A 19378-nucleotide genomic window follows, 5' to 3' on the forward strand; every position below is an offset into this window, starting at 1 on the left:
ATATATCTATAAATATCATATGGTAATGGCGTTTTTTAATAATTGGTAAAAGCGCAGGGAAGTTGATTTGATAATAAGTAAAAGCAATTGACTTATTGGTTTTTGTCGTCATTATTGAATAGCACTCAGTGAAATAGTTGGCCCAAATAGGGACATCTCTGGGGTGTTCAAATGGACAAGTAAGCGCACAAATCAAGGCCTATTAGAGCTTGTGATTCTCGGGTTTGTTAAGTATTCAACGAGTAACGTTGATGCGAAAACATGCGCTTAAAATAATTAGTAAAATTAATAGACTTATTGGATGTATATTTTCAAAGGAGATAGTCATGAAACTAGTACACATCTTAGCCGCAGGTGCTATGTTCGCGGGCAGTGCTTACGCTTTAGAACCGATTTATGATGCGGATAGTAACGCGGGTAGAACTACACAATACAGCTACGGCCCTGTCAGTTCTGTTAGTGTACAGACAAGCTCAGCGCATTACCTTGCCGCATTTATTACGACAAATGGTCAATCGAGCTGTACGTCTGCAGCCTTATATGATGAAGCTGGAGCAACGCTGATTGCTCAGCTTAAAGTGTCTGACAATAAAGCAGTGTATGGCGGTGTGGATGCTGGCTTTGAAACATTACCAAAGGTCTTAAAGCTTACTTGTCACGACAGCAATCGCAGTTTCCTTGTGCATCACAAAGTGCCGGCGGCGCCGAGTATTAACTATGAAAGAGCGCTGGAGTTTGCGAATTGGCAACCCTCTGGCAACAGAGCTCCTGGGTATTTTGCCGATGTTACAGTAGAGCCTCAACTGGCTATTGACACCTATGCGGCTGATGGGCAATGCAGTATCGTTGAGTTTAACGCTTCTGGGCCTAAATTATTTAATGGTGCTGCACAAGTAAGTGGTATTCATAGCGACTTTTTCAGCCAAAGTGCACAAACTGACTATCATGCGTATAGTGCTAGTTTAATTTATGGCATAAAGTGCAGCAATGCTGGTGGTACCACACTGTTAGTGGATGAGTGGAGTGTGTCAGAAGCGAGTCAAACTGGCAGCTTAAGTTCAAGCTATTACTAATTTTAGTTTAATAGGGTAGCTGTGAAGCCACCCTTCACCCAGTTCCAAATGTTTTAACTTGTAATTTATGTAAACGAATCCTTAACAAGACCCGTCAAGTCCATTATGCTAATGGCGAAATTTCACCCTAGAAATTTTAAATTAAATAACGATAAATTTTTATTCTCAGGTAGGAATTATGCTGAAGACCGCCAATAAAGGACAGTGGGTAATCAATCATCGGCAGTTAAGCCTAGAAAATGGGTTTAAAGTTGTGGAGCTGGACCCAAAGCAGTATGCCCTATTGGTATTGCTACTTAAATTTAAACATCAAGACGTGAGCAAAACGCAGATTTTATCTGAGGTTTGGGGGCAAAGGGTTGTCAGTGAAGATGCTATCTATGTTGCTGTGAATGGACTACGAAAACTACTGGGAGATGATGCAAAGTCGCCTAAATACATAAAAACGATTTCTGGCGTTGGTTATCGCTGGGTTGGTCCGCCAATATCCGAACCACTGCCCTTTGTACTTGATAGCTATTTGTTGAAAGCCGTCTTTGGCTTGTTGATCATTGCATTGGTGTTATTTTGGCAGCTCCCGAGAAAGCCCACGGGTATGGAGCTACCTGAGCACCTTATCGACCCATACAACCAAGCTCGATACATTATTAATAATCATCCGGAGGAGCTAGAAACAGCCATCAGTTTATTGCAAACAGTGACGGTCGATAGACCCGATCTGATAGATCCTTTGTATTGGTTGGCGAAAGCATATTTTATTCGACTACAGCCACAAGGCGCTAACTACCATCGTGACAAATTACAACTTGAAGTAATTTTACAGCGTATTTTAGATTCTAATGAGCAGCATAAAGGTGCCAACCTCTTGTTTGCTAAACTCATCTTTATGGGAACGATGGATGTTGTGGGTGCGAAACCTTACTTTTTGAGGTCCTTACCGAGTAGTGAAGGCCACCATATGTACGGTCAATACTTATTAGCTCAAGGAAAAATAGAAGAAGCCTTGGCACATATAAAGACGTACCAATCTCTTGACCCAAACGGCTTTTCGAGTGAAAGCGTCGCGTGGGTTTATATGATGAGCCAAAACTTTGATGAAGCAAAAAAAGTACTCGAAAAGCTGCGTCCCTACTCAAGTAGTAACCGCTTTTATCACGTATGTCTGAGAGCGATTTATGAGCAATTAGGTGAGTATGAATTAGCGCTAAAAGAGTTACTTTGGGTTATGACATTTGAAGGCTACAGCCAGCACGAACTTACTCAGGTAAAAAGCTTGTTTGATCTGCATGGTATGAAAGGCGTTTATCGATGGTTGCTATTCCATGATACGCGTAAGGCAGATGTTGGACACTACTCGGCGCCTATGTCATTGGCACGCTATGCCACTGCGATTGGAGATGACCAGTTAGCTCTACACTATCTCGAACAATCACGCCTCGCGGGGCAATATGCATTTATGTGGGCGGCATCGGACCCTCACTTTTTACCATTAAAAAACAATCAACAGTTTAATGAAATGGTCGAAAAATACATTTTAAAATCATATAAATCAAAGCCCTAATTCTTTTTAAGAATGTTTTAGAGTTATTTCAGGACTTCATTTTAAGTGCGCGATAGTGTGCCCCAAAACCTTACAAGGAGCACACTATGAAACTACATCAACTGCGATATCTATTCATCATAACGCTGATTTTTACTGTTATGTCATTCAAACCTTTGGCCAAAAGTGGAGACTATTTGTATAGCTTCCAAACTGGCAGCGAAAACTGGGGGAGCATATCACTCAAAGGTCATCTTGCATATTTTGGCAGCGATAATGGCAAGTTATACTCGCTTGATATCGACAGAGCAAAGCTGCGTTGGTCATTTTCGACTGGAGATAAAGCCCGTTCAAAACCATTAATCGATCAATACCGGGTGTACTTTACCAGTGATGACGGTTACCTGTACGCACTTAATCGTTGGACGGGAAAGCCGATTTGGCAAACAGATTTAAACGATGCTGACTATGCACGAGTGTTGCCAGCAAATCATGCGCCATGGGGGTTTGATTACACTAAATCAAGCCCAATATCAGATCGAACTAGCGTTTATGTAGGTAGCGCCGATGGCCATTTCTATGCGTTTGTGAAACGCACAGGAGCATTGCGTTGGAAGTTTAAAGCTGACAGTAAAATTCGTTCTACTGCCTCACTTTATCAAGGCCTTGTATATGTAACAACATGGGGAGGGACTGTATACGCGCTTGATAAAATGACTGGTGACGTGGTGTGGCAGCATCAGACCCAAGGTGCAATACCATCAAGTCCCATGATTATTGGAGATGTTTTAGTGGTTGGCTCAAGAGACACATATTTATATGGCTTCGCCCCGCTAAATGGAGACATGGTATGGAAAAAAGCGCTGCCAGGAGGTTCTTGGGTTGAGTCTAGCGCTGTGGCAGGCAAGGATGACGACTACTTCTATATTGGTAGCTCAGACGCTAAGTTATTATTCAAAATGGCCACACAAAGCGGTGAAATTGTTTGGCAAACGGCTACGCCGGGTTGGAGTTGGGGGCAACCAGTTGTTCATGAAAATCGCGTGTATATTGGCTCGGCAGGTCATGATGAGCCTGGTTGGTACATCACTGAACGAGGTTTTTTAACTGTTGATACCGAGTCTGGCGACATTGTTTGGGAATATCAGCCAAACAAAATCGCGGGCTTTGTTCATGGAGGCGTTTATGCTTCTCCTGCTGTAAGCAATACTAAGGTTTTGGTGCCAGATCTCGATGGTTATATCCATATATTTGAAAAATGACTCTAGTGAAAAAGGGAGGTGCATCAATTGATGCGCCTTACCCAGTGATAGCACTACGTGAGTTTGTTTTTCCTCTAGATTTAAGTAACAACCCAAGCAATAAAATTGCTAATACGGCACCCAAAATAGTGATCACCGACGTAAATGGGTAGTCTGCTGGGGGCTCAACTGGCACTGGGTAGGTATTATCAAATTCAAAACTCAGTTCAGAGCCAGCTTCATAAATGAATTTCTCGCCATTTTTGGAACCAAACTCCACCTTTTCAATAGACACCTTTGTAGCCATGGCTCCTTCTTTTGATTTGAAGAATACTCTTGCCAAGCGGCCATTGCCTGAAGCACTTTGAGCAGGCTTTACTTGGCTTACAATGTACTCGATGTTACCCGTCTGTGTATTGGCTGAATTAGTTAATACGTACAATCTGTCATTATCAAAAAAGTTGCCATGTTCTATCGGTAATGATGGGTCTTTAGTATTTTTGTCGACAATAGTAAGTTTGTCTGCATCAAACTTAATGACTAAGTGCATGCCATATACTTCGGGAAGCTCACTCGCTTGCACGTCGATATAAAATTCACTACCTGATTGAGCTTGCTGTATGGAACTAATCAGGTGTACTTGCCCTTCATTTGCAAATACACCAGCGTTAAGAATTAGTAATAGAATTGAGATTAGATATCGCATATTGTTCCTTTATTATCTTTGCAACCAAGCGCTAGGCCACGCTGAACGAGGCCAAGCGCTACTTATCGTTAAAAAGGTTGCGGCCCTTGTTTACCAAAGTTTTTGCCCAACAAGGTTAAATCCTGCAGGTTGATTTTGTTATCTTGATTGAAGTCTGACCCTTGGTGGTAATCAGGATCACTACTGGTTGAGCGGTATGCGCTCATTAATTGGGTTAAATCGGCGATATCAATACTGTTGTCGCCATTTTGATCACCTGCAACTAACTCAATTGCGCCAAAGTCTATATCCGCTTGATTTGGAGACAAAGTCAGTTGTCTTTCTGCTGTCAGAAACCCAGGTGCCGAAATACTTAAAGTAACAGGACCAAGACCAGACTGATATTTGAAGGTACCGTCACTTTTTATTTGTACTGGCTTACCATTGATGAAAAATGTGATGTGTGTATAGTCACCATTAACTGCCAAATCAGCGACATTTCCTGACAATAAAACCGACTCTAGTACAGTTAATGTATAGTTATTTTGAGACTGATGTATATATGCGCCATTCTGATCTGTAAATTGAGAGTTGACAGTCAAATTAAGAGTACCTGGCTTATACGCTATTAATTCGGCTGTCGCGTAATTGCCTTCGCCGCTTTTTGCACTATAAGGGGCCTTAATACTTGCGGCACTTAGCCATTGATTATCGGTGTAATCTAAAGGAATCGTCAATCTTTCATTTGAAGGAAGAAACTCGCCATAACTACCGCCAGTGAAACTTGCGACTGAAGGAGCGTCAAGGGAAATCATTGAATCGACACCAAAGATGTCTTGACCACGAACGATTAGGGGAAGTGAAACTATGTCACCCTCATAGATAGGGGTTGTAGGTATTATTGCTTCGAGCTGATTGTATTGTGCACTTGGTAATTCGAACAGTTTGGTGTAGATATTCTTCACGTTTTTATTCTGTGCATTGCTATCCCAAGAGACAACATAGCGGTTATTGTCGAGTCCGGCTACTTGAGGATTACTTTGGTCGTGAGCGGTGTAGGTATTAATTATGAATTCATCGCCCTTAGCTTCCCCCTTTTCGTTAAATACTCTGGCGTAAATATCCGCATCAGAACTCCCTGTTTGTATTTTCTCCCAAGTAATGGTAAAGCCACCTAGTTCTAAGGCGCTAATTGATGGGTGACGGCCATGACTAAGGTGACTATTCACAATGATTTCTTGACCGTTTTTAGTGCCATCGGCGTGAAATAATTGGGCATTGATGTTTTTCACATTCCAGTTGTCGGTATTACTTTGCCAAACAACGACGAACCCATCTTTTAATTTGGCAGGGGAGGCATTAAATTGTTGATGAGCTATTGTTGAATTTACTAAGAATTCAGAGCCGACTTTAGTGTTATTTGCGTCAAACCTCTGGCCATAAATGCCGAAGTTATCTTCAGAGCCTTCTCCACGCCATGTGATAACATAACCGCCATCATTTAAACTCGTTATCGATGCATCTCCTTGATGCTTAGAAGAAAATGTATTGACCTGAAATGTGGGAACTAGTTCTTCCAAGTTTTGATTGTAAACTTTGGCATAGACATCAGATTCTAAACTGGTTGTTGACCATTCTTCCCAAATTGCGACCATGTTACCATTGGTAAGGTATGTGACTGATGCCACACTTTGATTGTTGCTGCTTGGATGTATCGTCTTGGTATTGGTCAAAGCTGTTCCGTCGGCAGAAAAGCGTCTGAAAAAACTGACTCTCTTCGCTTCCGATATAGTCTCTGCCCAAGCAATAGCAAAACCGCCGTCGGGAGCAGGTTGGATGGCGGGTCTGCTCATATATTGATCTTCAGAAGATATAACTCCTCCAACATGAATTTCTGACGAAGCAGCGATGCCGTGTTCATCATATATTTTTGCTTTCAATATTGATTGGCGAGCTCCTGTATCAATGTTTATCCAAGTGACAACGTGTCCATTTGTTAGGTTTGCTACACGAGAATCATAGTTGACTGAACCAAGTTCAGCTACCGTATTTACCCTAGTTTCATCTACGAGTACGGTCGGAGTCTCGGCCTGTGTGTAGAGAGGAAAACATATGCTGCTTGTTACCAGCAAAGTCTTAATCAGTGTATTGAAACTATAAGGGCGGCTGGAGAGTTTAGTGGGATTACTGTTGGTTAACATTTGGCTTTCCTAAATTATGTATAAGTGCGCATCGAAAACTATCAACCTTGTTTTTTGATGCAGTGACGGGTTTTAACAAAAGCCCGTTTGAGCTAATGAATAGCTGCCAGCATAGGATAAATAGGTGTACCTAAGATGGAAATAGGGTGTTTACCCTAATTTGAGTGGACATTTTTGTTAAACAACAAGACCTTCTTGACAGGCAAATTTAACTAGTTCCACAGCTTTGTTGAAGCCGAGCTTTTTCATTGCCTTGGTTCTATGGTTATCGACGGTCTTTATTGAAATACAGAGGGTATCGGCGATTTCACGATTGGTATGTCCCGTCGAAATATAGGTCACTATTTCTTGTTCGCGTGTGGTGAGTAAAAAGTCTCTCTTAGAGGTTCGAAAAATTTGTAGTTGTTTTTGCAAACTAGGGCAAATGAAGAGTTCCCCAGCAGAGACTTGTTGGATCGCTTTTATCAGTGTACTGAATGCCTCACTTTTCGGTATGTAGCCATAAGCACCAAGGTTAAGCGCCCTATCTACTGTTTTGATATTCTCATTCATGCTGAGAAAAATAATGCGCGTTTTTAGTTGGTATTGTTTAACTAGTTCGCATACATCTAATCCACTTAGCTCGCCCATCGTGATGTCGAGAATCGCGACATCTGGAGTGTGAGACTGCATGAATTGAAAGGCTTGTTCACCATTTGCAACATCGGTAATTGTGTGGCCAAGATTGGCTTGCACTATCAAGGCGCGAAGTCCTTGTCTGACTATTTGGTGATCATCAGCGATTAATAAACGTAAGCCCTTACCTTGCTTGTATTCCATTTTCATTCCCTCACCATTTTTGAGTAAATGCAAATTGCCATAACACTAGGTGCACTGCTGTTTTTTCAGAGAAGCGGATGTAATGTGGTTTTTTAAGGCCGTATTTTTGCACTTATGAATTGACTAAATGTCTGTTTGGGATATAGAGAGTATCTTATATATTATTGATTCACAGTTAAATATTATGAGCTATTTCACCATTGAAATTTAAGATTTTATGATTAAATCCATAATTGAGGTTGTTTTTGGAGCAGTTCGGGGTGTTTTTTTACTCAATATGCATAGCCTGAGAGACTGGCTTAATAGGGGCATCGAAGGATGCCCCTATATGGGAAGCTTGGTCACAGCTTTACATGCTTAACCGATGCGAACATTTGCTGTGCGTAATCAATGTTTAGTAAACTGTCATGTAGTTAACTGCCACATTGCCTTCTCTGTAAACGCCATGTTCTTGGTTGAAGTTTACGTCAATTTTCACGGTTGCATAGTCCGTTTGTAGCGAGAAGTTGCCGCCACTTGGCGTTGAGTAAGTGCATTCTGCTTGTGCATAAAGGTATTCAGCTTGCATTGGGGTAACAAAGTAATAAATTATTTGCTGATTGCAGCTATGGAATCGATAGCCTGCATCTTTTAAATGCGCCTTTATAGTTTGATACTTACGACCATATTCCAACACTTCTTGAACACTTGCGTAACCGTCTTGAGAAGGCAGCTCTTGGGCTGAAACGTTAGCAATGGCAGCTGCAGCAATCAGTGAGAATAATACGCCAGTTTTCATAGTTTTTTCCTTTTCTGAAGAATGAGAGCCTAGTCGGCTCGGTTAATAAAGTTTTATGTGCGATTGCGTCCTCATCGTGCTATTTCCTTCACAAGTTTGGACTGCGTGACATTTGTCTCGCGTTGCACACTATTATTAAACGAGTTAATGAATATAATATTTATGATTAAAGTCAAAAAAGTGAAGAAAAAATTTAAGTATTGAAATTAATGCGTATTAAATAGTCTAAATATTCAGTTATGTGAATTATTGTTCTAACCCTTATGTTGCCACTCCTCTTACCATTACGGTTTTGTGTTTAAACCGCGGTTTACTTGTTCAAAAAATGGAGTATTAATTTAAAAGTGTAAATTTTATGCTAAGTTGAGGGAGAAGGTATCAAGGTGAGGACATTATGCGTCACATACTTAGCTTAATAGTGATTTTATGTGTTTTTTGCGCACGAGCTGAAACGTATACTGTATTGGTGTATCACGGTGCAAATCCACCTTATAATTTTATTGCCAATAATGAGCAAAGTGGGATCTTCAAAGATTTATTTCAACGTCTGGGTGAGTTAACCGGACATACCTTCGAGCTTGTACCTTGGTCTGTCGCCAAAGGTCAAAAGCTATTCGACGAAGGTAAAATTGATATTGAGCCGGGTGTACATCCTAGCTGGCGATCACAAAGAGGTGTGCCTGGTATATATACGAATACTTACGCCAGTTCAACAGAGGTGGTATTGGGGCGACAAAGTGATGTGGTAGTCACAAACCCTACCCAGCTATACGGAAAAGTGATTGGTCGCGTACGTGGCTATCGTTACGGTGACTTTGAACAGCACTTTGGACGAGATAAAATCCTAATATACGATAATATTTCAGAAAAAGAGCTGTTGTCACAGCTACTCTATGAACGATTAGACTATGTAATGCTGGGCGACACCACCGCAGACTACTACAAGCGTACCGTAAATGCCTATAAAACCTTCAAAGAAGTCTATGAGATAAGTACATTACCCGTATACATCAGATTGCAACCAAACCTAACCTTACTCCAAATACAGCTCAATAAGGCGTTAGCAAAGATGCGGGAGCATAATGAAATTGCGGCAATTTATGCTCGCTACGGTACGACGCTGAAACGCTAAAGTTGTTATTGTTCTAAGTGTTCACTGAGCATGTCGATAAAGTACCGCACTTTAGGAGAAAGATGCCTTCGGCTAGGGTACACCACGTAGACGTAAACCGATTTTTGTAAATACTCCTCAAATAAGATCTCTAATTCCCCGCTATTTAATGCATCGCAGAGATAAAACTCGGGAAGCCGAGTGATACCTAACCCATCAATGGCCATTGCGGCTTGCATCCGACCATTATTGCAATTTATACGCTTGCGCACATCGACAGTAAATGATTTGCCTAACGGATCTGAAAACTCCCATCGTTCAGGGTTTTTTAAGTTGCTGTAGCAGACACAGTGATGCTTGGCGAGCTCTCTTGGGTGGTAGGGTCTACCGTATTGCTCAATATACTGCGGACTTGCAACGACCAGTGTGCGGCATTGATATATACGCTTACAGATTAAACTCGACTCTTCTAGTTGGGCGGTTGCTCGAATTGCCAAATCGTAGCCATCCCCTACAACATCGACTGAACGGTCACTGATGTCCCACTCAATTGTGACGTTAGGGTATTTACGGAGATATTGCGCAACTGCTGGACGTAAGTAGTCAAGGCTAAATGCGACGGGGCAACTTATTTTAAGTACACCTTTGGGTTTATCATCTTTATGGGTCAGCAATTGAAGGGTTTGCTGAGCATCGTTGATCAATTGCTGACAGTGTTGGAAATAAACCTCGCCATCTGGCGTCAAAGCTAAGGTGCGCGTTGTTCTATTGAGTAATCTCAAGCCCAATCGAGCTTCCAAACGATTGATCACTTTGCTGACATGAGACGGAGAGTGACCAAGTTGCTCAGCGGCTAACGCGAAGTTATTACATTGCACGACCTTAACGAAGACCTGTATGCCTTCGAATAGATTATAACTCATATGGAAATAGTTACTTTATAATTGCCGTATTAATGTTTATTAAAACTTAATATACACTGTTTGTCATCAAGTCGAGAGACATTAAATAGACTTAATTACCCGAACATTTGGAGAACATCATGAAAGTACTAGCATTTGCAGCGAGCAACAGCCGTCAATCAATAAACCAGCAGTTGGTAAAATATGCTGCATCAAAAATAGAAAACGCTGAGGTAGAAATTCTAGATTTAAACGACTTGGAAATGCCTATTTACAGCTCTGATCGTGAAAGTGAAAGTGGTATTCCAGATCAAGCGCAGAGATTTTACGACAAAATAGGGGCTGCTGATGTCATCCTAGTTTCGTTTGCTGAGCATAACGGTTCCTATACCGCGGCGTATAAAAATATTTTTGACTGGACTTCTCGTATTAATATGAAAGTTTATCAAGACACGCCAATGCTATTGATGGCGACTTCTCCAGGCCCAGGTGGCGCACAAAGTGTACTGGGCGCTGCGGTAAATTCGGCACCATACTTTGCAGCTGATGTAAAAGCTAGCCTATCAGTTCCTAGCTTCTTTGATAATTTTGATGTTGAAGCTGGAAAGTTAACCAATGATGAGATTGAAGCTTCTTTAGAGAGTGCTTTGAAGCAACTGGCTAACTAAGTTGATGGGCTATTCCCCAAAAGTAACAGGTGTGTAGCGATGGGGCAACGCTGAAAAGCTACCCTGTGATTTGATGAGAATGCTCGCTACCACTTGTTTTAAAAATCAGCAAAAACGACTTTACAAATCTAAAAGGTATAATAAAATCAATATGTTTTTTGGGGCTATAGCTCAGCTGGGAGAGCGCTTGCATGGCATGCAAGAGGTCGGCGGTTCGATCCCGCCTAGCTCCACCAAACTTTTCAATACACATTCCTACAGACTCGATACACGATGAGTGACCGATAATTGCTGCACATGAGGCTTTTAATGGATCTAGATAAACACAACCTATTTCAAGCAATTCCAGCCAACTTAAATGACGAGTTTTTTGAGGTTATCGCAGGAAATGGTGACGTTAAGATTGAGCGAATTGTTTCAAAGGGCCACATCTCACCAGATGAAGGGTGGTATGATCAAGAGCAACATGAGTGGGTTATGGTGCTTAAAGGGGCGGGGGAGCTCACTTTTGAAAATGGCCAAGTCGTGAGATTACTTCCAGGAGAACATATTAATATTCCAGCTCACTGTAAGCACAAAGTCAGTTGGACGCAGCCAGATGAAGAAACTGTTTGGTTAGCTGTCTTTTACTCGTAACCACTTGCTCAGTACCGACTCTAATTTTGTTAATTCAACGGGCTTACCAATAAAATCGTCCATACCTGAACTATAGTAAGTTGCGATATCTTCTAAAAAGACATTCGCTGTTATCGCAATGATGATCAGTTTGTAATGCTCAGGCTGTAGCCTCAGCCTTTTGGTAGCCTGTATGCCATCCATGTTGGGCATATGAATATCCATTAAAATTAAGTCAAAATTCGACTGTGCGACTTTTTCCAAAACCTGCCTTCCATCGGTAGCAAGTTCGACACTTAACCCCAGTTTTTCAAGCATTGTGCAAATCACAACTTGGTTAATGGCATTGTCTTCGGCTAACAGAATATGTCCTGCTAGTTGCGTACAATTTGGCTTGTCATTTGATTGTTTGAGAAGGCTGCATGGCGCAAATGGCCAACTAAAGTAAAATGTAGCGCCTTTGCCGTGAATAGATTCACACGTTATTGAGCCGCCGGCGAGTGATACCAATTGTTTGCAGATACTTAACCCCAGCCCAGTGCCGCCAAAACGCTTTGTGGTGCTGTCATCCTCTTGACAAAATGGGTCAAAAATCTTTGTCTGCTTATCTTGAGAAATCCCAACCCCGGTATCACTGACAGCAAGTTGTAGAAAGTGCGGGTTAGCTTTGTGCACGCGTATGTGCAACGTGATCTTACCTTCAGCCGTAAACTTATAGGCATTATTGAGTAAATTTAGTAGCACTTGCTGCAGGCGATGTTTGTCACTGACTAACTCGGTGGGAACGTCGGTGTCAATGTAGTAACTCATTGTAATGGGTTTACAATCTACTTTAGACTGTGTCAATTGCATGAGATGGTCAACAGCTATCTGTAAATTGAATGGTTCTTCATATAATCTAATTTGCCCTTGTTCTAATTTCGATATATCAAGGATGTCATTTATGAGTGTAAGTAGGTTACTCCCAGAAATGCTTGCTAGTTTAAGTAAGTGTTTTTGCTCTTTGCTAAAGTTTTGTTCTTGTTCAAGCAATTGAATGGTCCCTAAAATTCCGTTCATAGGTGTGCGGATCTCATGACTCATATTTGCTAGAAAACGACTTTTGGCCGATGCAGCCAACTCAGCTAGGTGCTTAGCTTTGGCCAGCGCTTGAGTTCGTTTCTCGACGCGACACTCTAAATCACTTTCACGTTTGGAGATCATATCGCGCATCGATTCGAACGTGCGACTTAATTCTGCAATTTCGTCGTTCCCTTTAGGTTTGAGGTGAATGTCATAATGGCCTTGAGCGAGAGATTGTGCGGCGTAAGTTAGTTTAGATATAGGGTAATAAAGACGGTAGGCAATCCACCAAGCAACTCCCATCGTTATGAAGGTTGCGACAACCAATATCCAAAGTAACTTGCCTTGTAAGGCATAAACTGAAGAAAAAACGACTTGTTCGGGAAGCACGACAGCAAGGCTATAATTCGCAGACTTGATAGGCGCATAAAATGTAAACGCCGTGGATTTATCGTCAAGGTAAAATCGGCCATAACCTTCAAAGCCAGCAATCATTTTAACACCAATGTCTCTGAGTTTTGGATCTCGCTCTCTGGTGATTTGATATATTGTACTCGCCTTTTCTCCTATTTCATTGAGTACGTGGCGGCCATCTACATGTTTATATTGAATGTTCTTTGCTTCTGTCCAGTGATACATATAAGTGCCCACACTGGAAACCATCATGAATTTAGCTTGCTCACCAAATTGTTGCAGGACATGTGCTTTGGCACGAGTCACGAGGCGCTCCACTTCTGTCCAAGGAATACTGCCACCAAGTAACCCTACGACTTGGTTATCAGAATCAATAACAGAAGCTGCGACAACAACTTGGGTTACGCCCGTTGTATAGGAGATCATTGGTTCAGATACGTATACTCTTGCGGCTTGCTCTATGTTGTTACTTATGGTGTATTGCCAATAATCTCTTTTGGCAATCGTTTTTAACTTTGCACTTGGGTTTTTATCATCAAATGTCCTGAGCATGTTTTGATGAGGGTTACCGCCCTCAGTGTTGTGAAAACTACCGTCTGTTCTGCCTAAAATAAACTTCTCGTAGGTGCCTTGATGGGCGAGTTTTTCGCTTAATAAAATGGGTTTAATATCCGCAAACTGCATCGAGCGGAGTGTTGTGTGACGAGCTAGCATCGCAACTTCTGATTTTCGAAGAGAAAAGTAGTTATCAAAAATTGCAGCGGCATTGAGTACTTCTGATTGTGCAGCACGTATACTCATTTCCTCAGCCTGTTTGGCACTATGTAGCATGGCGATGAAAAAAATCACTAGCATAGGCAGGAGTGCTGCAATTGCCAGCACAAGAGGTAGTCGAGTTTTGAGTTGCATAGGCAAGAATGGCCGTCTATTTACACCTAAGTTTAGTCAATAATTTGTGTATTAGGCTGCATAAGCCGCTTTTGAACACAGGCCAGTCGAGAGAGTGGTCACGCGGAGTGCGGCTGGGCAATACATCAATACTAATTTCACTTTAACTAAAGGTTTGTCATTTTATTATTCTGAATCAAAACTCTCATATTTTAAGAGTGATAATTTGACCATGTGGCCATGGTTAGTCGATAAGAATAGCAATACAAAACAAAAGCTAGCAATGGGCATCAATCTGCGATACATGTGTGTTCTTGTCAGTCGCAATAAGTGAGCGACGTTGCACTGACATGACTCTTAGTCTATTTTGCTAAGCGTACCGCAGTTGCTGGTTTTGGGGAGGTAAAAACACGCTCATGACATAAAGGGGCGAATGTATAATAGGGTTCGTAGATTGTGATGTGGCTTTGATGTTTCCTACAAGGTTTAAGGGCAAATTGCGGCATTACTTCGGGGTAAAGTCGGACGACATAATCGTGATAGAAAGTGCGCATTTAATTGGCAGTATTGTTCTAATTGAGTGCTGTTATATAAAGTGATCTGACCTTGCTTTACATAGTAAAAAGCGTTTTGGCGGCACCTTAGTGCTATCTTTTGGGCCTTGGCTAAAGAGGTATCAATCGAGAAACTCAGTTCTCTATAGGACATGTCTGCATTGCCACCATATAAGTATTTTATTGATTTATTTTGTCGAGAAATTAATGAAATATGCTTCTTCGCTAAAAAGTTATTTTGCCGCATATTCATGGGCGTTCCATTCGGATTCCACAGGCTGATGATTGCGCCATTTAGATAATGGTGCGTTGCATTTAAAGGTGAAAAATAAACCTCTTGATATATACCCCATAGCGGTGAGGGGATTTCAACCATTTTAAAAGTTGAGCCTATGTTTTTCACTGAATAATTGCCATTTTAATTTATTACATTAAATGTAAGATAATATTGGGTTAGTAATTAACCAATTACTCATTTGTTTTTTATCTCTTTTGCTCATTCTATTACTAAATTTGCAGTTTACCTAGCTCTCAAATTTCACGCTTTTTTAGTTGAAAAAATGTAATTTATGCACTGTGTATCATTGCGAGAAACTTCACATCACTTTCACATCTAACTTTGTATCTTTACGGTCCCAACCAAGAAGGAAGATGTTATGAACAAGCTACTTACCTTAACCTGTGCGGCTTTAGTAAGTACCGCATCAATAGGCAAAGAAGCACCTCAAATTTTGATGGTGTTAAGCAGCTATGGAAAGCTAGATAACCAACACAAACTCATTCAGCCTGGTTATGAATTTGGCGAGTTGAGCAAAGCATATCATGTGTTCAACCGACACGGCATTGAAGTGACTTTGGCGTCACCGGCAGGTGGAGAACCTATTGCAGATCAATATGAAAAGGGCGTGCAGTACAACCAAAAATTTCTGCAACACTCGCAGGCGATGAAAGCGCTTAAAAATACATTTACGCTAGATAGTATTGAAGCAAGTGAATTTGATGGCGTTTTTGTTGTTGGTGGAAAAGGACCTATGTTTGATCTTTACCAACATCAACCACTACAGGAAATCATAGCTGAAGTGTATGAAAGTAAAGGAATTGTAGGTGCGGTATGCCATGGTCCAGCTGCATTGGTAGATGTAAAGTTAAGTGACGGAAGTTATTTAGTCGATGGCAAACGTGTCAATGGTTTTACTAACCAAGAAGAGTCTGCATTTGGTAAAAAATGGCGAGATAAATTTGCGTTTTTATTAGAGGATAAGTTGATTGAGCGAGGTGCTCGTTTCGAAAAAGATGGCCTTATGCTAAATCAAGTGACGATAGATGGGAATTTGGTCACTGGTCAAAATCCATTTTCGACAGTAGATACAGCCAGAGCCATGGTATCAAAACTAGGTATAGAGACACTGCCGCTAAAAGAGTATCAAGATGATGCCAGTGTAAAACTTTATGAATTGTTTTTGCGAAACCCTGAACTTGCTAAGAAGAATTATGAGTCTTCTACTAAGGATTATGATTTAAACATGTTAGCTATGATGAGCGTACTCCAAATTAGGCATGCTGAAACAGAGTTCCAAGTGGATGCCAGCGCGCGATTTTTATCCTATATTCTTACCAAAACTTCTCATCCAGTGATGGAACTCACGTTAGCTAAGGCTTACGTGCGTCTAAACCAACGAGATAGAGCGATAAAGGTACTAAATAAAAGTTCCAGATTGTACCCAAAAAACCAACAAATTAAATCTTTCATTGCGTCTCTTTAAAGAAAGGTTGGGCCAGTTTTACTGGCTCACACCCGCAAAAAAATTAAAAAATTATGACATCATGAAATTTACTAAAGTGTATAAAAAAGGCCTAAATTAAACACTGTCATGATTACCTAAATAAAGAGTGATCTATTAAAATGAAGCGTAGGTTTTTTATTCGTTTATGTGTATTTTTTGTATAAATACTGTTTATTTGTGGTTTACTGTTAAGTTTTTTGTGTCTTTTATGGGCAATTTGGTTATATGTCGCTATTAACAAAAGTCATGTGATTTTACGCTTAAATTCGTTCCAAATTGGTTGTATGGACGATAAAATATATCTGCTTTTAAAGTCATATATAAAGGAAGTATATTGTTGATCATGAGTTTAAGTGATAAAGAAAATACTGACTTTACCTTTGCGGTATTTGGTCATTATGCACTGAATAAAAGGAAACGTTCGTTAACATTTTGTGGAGAAAGGGTAAAAGTTGAACCTTTGATCTATGACTTGTTAGTTTACTTTATTCAGCACAGAGATCGCGTCATTAGCCGTGATGAATTGTGTCGAGAGATCTGGCAACAAGAGTTTGTTGATAACAACGCGATTAATCGCGCTGTATCAGAACTTCGTCGTAGTATTTCAAAACATAAGTTCGAGGGTGAAGTAATCAGAACACATTACAAAAAAGGGTATAGCTTCAATTTGGAAGTCCAATTGGACCCAAGGCCTAGCTTGTTTCAATGGCTATCTAAATTTTTCAGCCAAACCGTATTAAATAAAGGAAAGTTAACGTAAAAAACCCTAGGTTATGGGGGGGAGGAAAGAGCGAATAAGCTCTAAAAAAATAAGAATAAAAATAAATAAATTCATTAGTCGTGCTTTGCATCGTGGGTGAGCAAGTAAATTGCTCACTCTTTAGCTATGTTAGAAGTATCTTCACGTGAGCATAATTTTGTAATAAGCCCTTAAACAGCTTGCAAATGTGTGCTCCTATGTCACTTAGTTTCTGACCTCATTTCACAATCATTTCACGAATTGCCATGTTAAGCTGTGCCAAAACTCATATTCACGGAGCGCGCAGTGTCTCAATCCAAAGCACCCAATGCTGAAACGGATTTACAGTTTAAAATATTAGTTATTGAGGATAATCAAGAGATCAGCAGTAATATTGCTGAGTATTTTGAGCCGATTGGCATGATCATGGACTTTGCTTATGATGGTGAGCAAGGTGTCGATTTGGCGCTGAATCACTACTATGACTGCATTATTCTAGACATTATGCTGCCTAAGATGGATGGGTTAGCTGTATGTAAGTTGCTCCGAGAGCAGGCAAATCGACATATACCGATTATCATGCTGACAGCTCGAGATGCATTGGATGACAAGTTAGGTGGGTTTTCCAGTGGTGCGGATGATTACTTGACCAAACCTTTTGCGTTAGAAGAGCTATTAGTGCGGTGCTTAGCACTTGCCAAACGGCATTTGTTACACAGTGAACGGACGCTTAAGTTGGGTGAAGACAGTAAGTTGATCAGTCTCAATTTACAGACTCAACAGGTAAGTCGTGCCGGTCAAACTATTGTATTGCAGCCAATTCCTTTTAAGATTTTACAACTCCTTATGGAGCACCATCCGAGGCCGCTGAGTCGCAGTGAGATCAGTGACAAAATATGGGGTGATGAGCCTACAGACTCAGATGCATTGCGCTCTCACGTTTATCAGTTGCGTAAGTCTATTGATAAACCGTTTGATGAGTCGGTAATTAAAACAATCCACAGTGTCGGTCTTGCATTAGATATTGAGTAGCATATGAAAGCGCGTCAGTTACGTACCCGAATTATTTCCTATTTTGTAGGTGTATCTCTTTTCATTAGTGTGTTATTCGGCTTTGTTTGCTTTTTATTCGCTTATACAATCGAAGATCATTTGTTCAACTTTTTGCTCAAAGATGAAGCATCTTACATTACAGAACAATTAGAAGCAGGAAATCAGCCTGTACCTAGGTTAAAGTTTATAGAATACCTTGAGAGTGAAACCCTACTACCTGATTTTATAAAGAATACCCTGTCTGAGGAGCCGCGAGCAAAGGAATTTGCAGCAGCGGATGGCAAACACTACCACATGGTAAGAATGGAAAAAGGAGTGCTACTTGCAGAAGTGAGCGAACACCTAGTGGTACGGAAAATTAAAGTGGGTATGCTGAACTTTTTACTGATTGCTTTGGCAATTGTTTTGGTTGTGGCTGTGATCCTCGCTTATTTGTCATTGGCAATGGCTAAAAAGCTCCTCAAACCCTTGGACAAACTAGTCGATATTGTTGCAGAGGCCCCAGTGGAAAAGCTACCTCAGAACTTTTCCAAACAGTTCGTTAATGATGAAATTGGTGAGTTTGCTCAGACGTTAGAGCAAGCTCTTGATCGGATACGTCAATTTATAGACAGGGAGCAGGCATTTACACGAGATGCATCCCACGAATTACGCACACCTATTGCCGTCACCCAAGGCGCATTGACGTTACTAAATCAGTCTGAATTAACCGACAAGCAGCAACAATTGGTTGGCCGTGCAATGTCTGCTCAGGCACAAATGGCCCAGAGCGTAGAAACGTTACTCGCGTTAGCTAGGGAAGAAACTATTACTCAAAAAGAAGTGAAGTTGTTGCCCATTGTTGAGAACTGTATTTTGCAGCAAGCAGAGCAAATTGCAGAGAAAGATATTGAGATAGCGATTGAAGTACCAGCTAGTGCAACCATGGCCATTGGCGAAAGTGCATTAAACTTATTGTTGAGTAACTTAATAGGCAATGCATTTGCTCACATACAGACAGGACAAGTGTGTGTGCGATTTACCGCAGGGATGTTGAGTGTGGAAGATACCGGGCCGGGTATTCCAAAAGAGATTAGGTCGCAGCTATTTGATTCGGGTGTCAAAGGTAAACGCAGTGAAGGGTTAGGCATGGGACTCTCAATAGTTCATCGATTGTGTCAGCGGCTGGACATTTCGCTTGATTATGACAGTAGTGAAGCAGGAACCCAATTTATGATTACCTGTCCTTCTCATCGCAGCTAGGCGGCGTTA

General features: G+C 41.0%; 17 protein-coding genes and 1 tRNA gene. 11 read left to right on the top strand and 7 right to left on the bottom strand.

Translation table 11 applies throughout. From position 1 onward, the window contains the following. Window positions 1–326: 326 nt before the first annotated feature. The 3 genes from N482_RS20045 to N482_RS20055 all read left to right on the top strand — a co-directional run bounded on the left by N482_RS20045 (window position 327) and on the right by N482_RS20055 (window position 3875). A complete protein-coding gene (locus tag N482_RS20045; protein ID WP_063378750.1) occupies window positions 327–1073 on the top strand; it encodes a hypothetical protein in 747 nt (248 codons plus the stop codon). Window positions 1074–1251: 178 nt separating this feature from the next. Next, complete coding sequence (locus tag N482_RS20050) at window positions 1252–2634, top strand: winged helix-turn-helix domain-containing protein (protein WP_063378751.1); 1383 nt, start codon at window positions 1252–1254, stop codon at window positions 2632–2634. Window positions 2635–2720: 86 nt separating this feature from the next. Then, window positions 2721–3875: a PQQ-binding-like beta-propeller repeat protein gene (locus N482_RS20055; protein ID WP_063378752.1), complete on the top strand. Its 1155-nt coding sequence runs from the start codon at window positions 2721–2723 to the stop codon at window positions 3873–3875. Between the two features lie 37 nt (window positions 3876–3912). Here the strand turns inward: N482_RS20055 and N482_RS20060 are convergent, their stop codons facing one another. From N482_RS20060 to N482_RS20075, 4 genes are all read right to left on the bottom strand, one after another. After that, the gene (locus N482_RS20060; protein ID WP_063378753.1) at window positions 3913–4560 is read right to left on the bottom strand and encodes a cohesin domain-containing protein; all 648 of its coding nucleotides are present in this window, start codon (window positions 4558–4560) and stop codon (window positions 3913–3915) included. 68 nt (window positions 4561–4628) lie between these two features. Continuing rightward, the gene (locus N482_RS20065; RefSeq protein WP_063378754.1) at window positions 4629–6740 is read right to left on the bottom strand and encodes a dockerin type I domain-containing protein; all 2112 of its coding nucleotides are present in this window, start codon (window positions 6738–6740) and stop codon (window positions 4629–4631) included. A 177-nt stretch (window positions 6741–6917) separates the two neighbouring features. Next, entirely contained in the window at window positions 6918–7559 is a 642-nt protein-coding gene (locus N482_RS25315; protein WP_063378825.1) for a response regulator, read from the bottom strand. 394 nt (window positions 7560–7953) lie between these two features. After that, window positions 7954–8337, bottom strand: a complete 384-nt coding sequence (locus N482_RS20075; RefSeq protein WP_063378755.1) for a hypothetical protein — start codon at window positions 8335–8337, stop codon at window positions 7954–7956. Window positions 8338–8731: 394 nt separating this feature from the next. Between N482_RS20075 and N482_RS20080 the strand changes: the two genes are divergently transcribed. Beyond that, window positions 8732–9469 carry a substrate-binding periplasmic protein gene (locus N482_RS20080; protein WP_196763544.1) on the top strand — a complete coding sequence of 246 codons (738 nt, stop codon included), beginning with the start codon at window positions 8732–8734 and terminating at the stop codon, window positions 9467–9469. Window positions 9470–9474: 5 nt separating this feature from the next. Here the strand turns inward: N482_RS20080 and N482_RS20085 are convergent, their stop codons facing one another. Then, window positions 9475–10371, bottom strand: coding sequence for a LysR family transcriptional regulator (locus N482_RS20085; RefSeq protein WP_063378756.1), 897 nt, complete (start codon window positions 10369–10371; stop codon window positions 9475–9477). A gap of 119 nt (window positions 10372–10490) precedes the next feature. Here N482_RS20085 and N482_RS20090 point away from each other — a divergent pair, with 119 nt between their 5' ends. The 3 genes from N482_RS20090 (at window position 10491) to N482_RS20100 (ending at window position 11654) form a co-directional block, all read left to right on the top strand. Further along, entirely contained in the window at window positions 10491–11018 is a 528-nt protein-coding gene (locus N482_RS20090) for an NADPH-dependent FMN reductase (protein ID WP_063378757.1), read from the top strand. Between the two features lie 160 nt (window positions 11019–11178). Continuing rightward, window positions 11179–11254 (top strand) — tRNA-Ala (locus tag N482_RS20095). Window positions 11255–11327: 73 nt separating this feature from the next. Next, window positions 11328–11654: a cupin domain-containing protein gene (locus N482_RS20100; protein ID WP_063378758.1), complete on the top strand. Its 327-nt coding sequence runs from the start codon at window positions 11328–11330 to the stop codon at window positions 11652–11654. Here N482_RS20100 and N482_RS20105 read toward each other — a convergent pair. Continuing rightward, window positions 11634–14018, bottom strand: a complete 2385-nt coding sequence (locus N482_RS20105) for a hybrid sensor histidine kinase/response regulator (RefSeq protein WP_063378759.1) — start codon at window positions 14016–14018, stop codon at window positions 11634–11636. The genes N482_RS20100 and N482_RS20105 overlap by 21 nt on opposite strands. Window positions 14019–14483: 465 nt before the next feature. Further along, on the bottom strand, window positions 14484–14954 hold the full coding sequence (locus N482_RS20110; protein ID WP_063378760.1) for a DUF3293 domain-containing protein: 471 nt from the start codon (window positions 14952–14954) through the stop codon (window positions 14484–14486). A 253-nt stretch (window positions 14955–15207) separates the two neighbouring features. Here N482_RS20110 and N482_RS20115 point away from each other — a divergent pair, with 253 nt between their 5' ends. The 4 genes from N482_RS20115 (at window position 15208) to N482_RS20130 (ending at window position 19369) form a co-directional block, all read left to right on the top strand. Next, entirely contained in the window at window positions 15208–16314 is a 1107-nt protein-coding gene (locus N482_RS20115) for a type 1 glutamine amidotransferase domain-containing protein (protein ID WP_063378761.1), read from the top strand. 364 nt (window positions 16315–16678) lie between these two features. Continuing rightward, a complete protein-coding gene (locus N482_RS20120; RefSeq protein ID WP_063378762.1) occupies window positions 16679–17095 on the top strand; it encodes a winged helix-turn-helix domain-containing protein in 417 nt (138 codons plus the stop codon). 285 nt (window positions 17096–17380) lie between these two features. Then, window positions 17381–18106, top strand: a complete 726-nt coding sequence (locus N482_RS20125; protein WP_063378763.1) for a response regulator transcription factor — start codon at window positions 17381–17383, stop codon at window positions 18104–18106. 3 nt (window positions 18107–18109) lie between these two features. Next, complete coding sequence (locus N482_RS20130; RefSeq protein WP_063378764.1) at window positions 18110–19369, top strand: sensor histidine kinase; 1260 nt, start codon at window positions 18110–18112, stop codon at window positions 19367–19369. Window positions 19370–19378 lie beyond the last annotated feature (9 nt).

The sequence above is a fragment of the Pseudoalteromonas luteoviolacea NCIMB 1942 genome (assembly GCF_001625595.1).
GTDB classification, from domain to species: Bacteria; Pseudomonadota; Gammaproteobacteria; order Enterobacterales; family Alteromonadaceae; genus Pseudoalteromonas; species Pseudoalteromonas luteoviolacea_A.

Coding starts and splice junctions, on each gene's coding strand:
- N482_RS20045 (WP_063378750.1), top strand. CDS start 327: ATGAAACTAGTACACATCTTAGCCGCAGGTGCTATGTTCGCGGGCAGT.
- N482_RS20050 (WP_063378751.1), top strand. CDS start 1,252: ATGCTGAAGACCGCCAATAAAGGACAGTGGGTAATCAATCATCGGCAG.
- N482_RS20055 (WP_063378752.1), top strand. CDS start 2,721: ATGAAACTACATCAACTGCGATATCTATTCATCATAACGCTGATTTTT.
- N482_RS20060 (WP_063378753.1), bottom strand. CDS start 4,560: ATGCGATATCTAATCTCAATTCTATTACTAATTCTTAACGCTGGTGTA.
- N482_RS20065 (WP_063378754.1), bottom strand. CDS start 6,740: ATGTTAACCAACAGTAATCCCACTAAACTCTCCAGCCGCCCTTATAGT.
- N482_RS25315 (WP_063378825.1), bottom strand. CDS start 7,559: ATGGAATACAAGCAAGGTAAGGGCTTACGTTTATTAATCGCTGATGAT.
- N482_RS20075 (WP_063378755.1), bottom strand. CDS start 8,337: ATGAAAACTGGCGTATTATTCTCACTGATTGCTGCAGCTGCCATTGCT.
- N482_RS20080 (WP_196763544.1), top strand. CDS start 8,732: ATGCGTCACATACTTAGCTTAATAGTGATTTTATGTGTTTTTTGCGCA.
- N482_RS20085 (WP_063378756.1), bottom strand. CDS start 10,371: ATGAGTTATAATCTATTCGAAGGCATACAGGTCTTCGTTAAGGTCGTG.
- N482_RS20090 (WP_063378757.1), top strand. CDS start 10,491: ATGAAAGTACTAGCATTTGCAGCGAGCAACAGCCGTCAATCAATAAAC.
- N482_RS20100 (WP_063378758.1), top strand. CDS start 11,328: ATGGATCTAGATAAACACAACCTATTTCAAGCAATTCCAGCCAACTTA.
- N482_RS20105 (WP_063378759.1), bottom strand. CDS start 14,018: ATGCAACTCAAAACTCGACTACCTCTTGTGCTGGCAATTGCAGCACTC.
- N482_RS20115 (WP_063378761.1), top strand. CDS start 15,208: ATGAACAAGCTACTTACCTTAACCTGTGCGGCTTTAGTAAGTACCGCA.
- N482_RS20120 (WP_063378762.1), top strand. CDS start 16,679: ATGAGTTTAAGTGATAAAGAAAATACTGACTTTACCTTTGCGGTATTT.
- N482_RS20130 (WP_063378764.1), top strand. CDS start 18,110: ATGAAAGCGCGTCAGTTACGTACCCGAATTATTTCCTATTTTGTAGGT.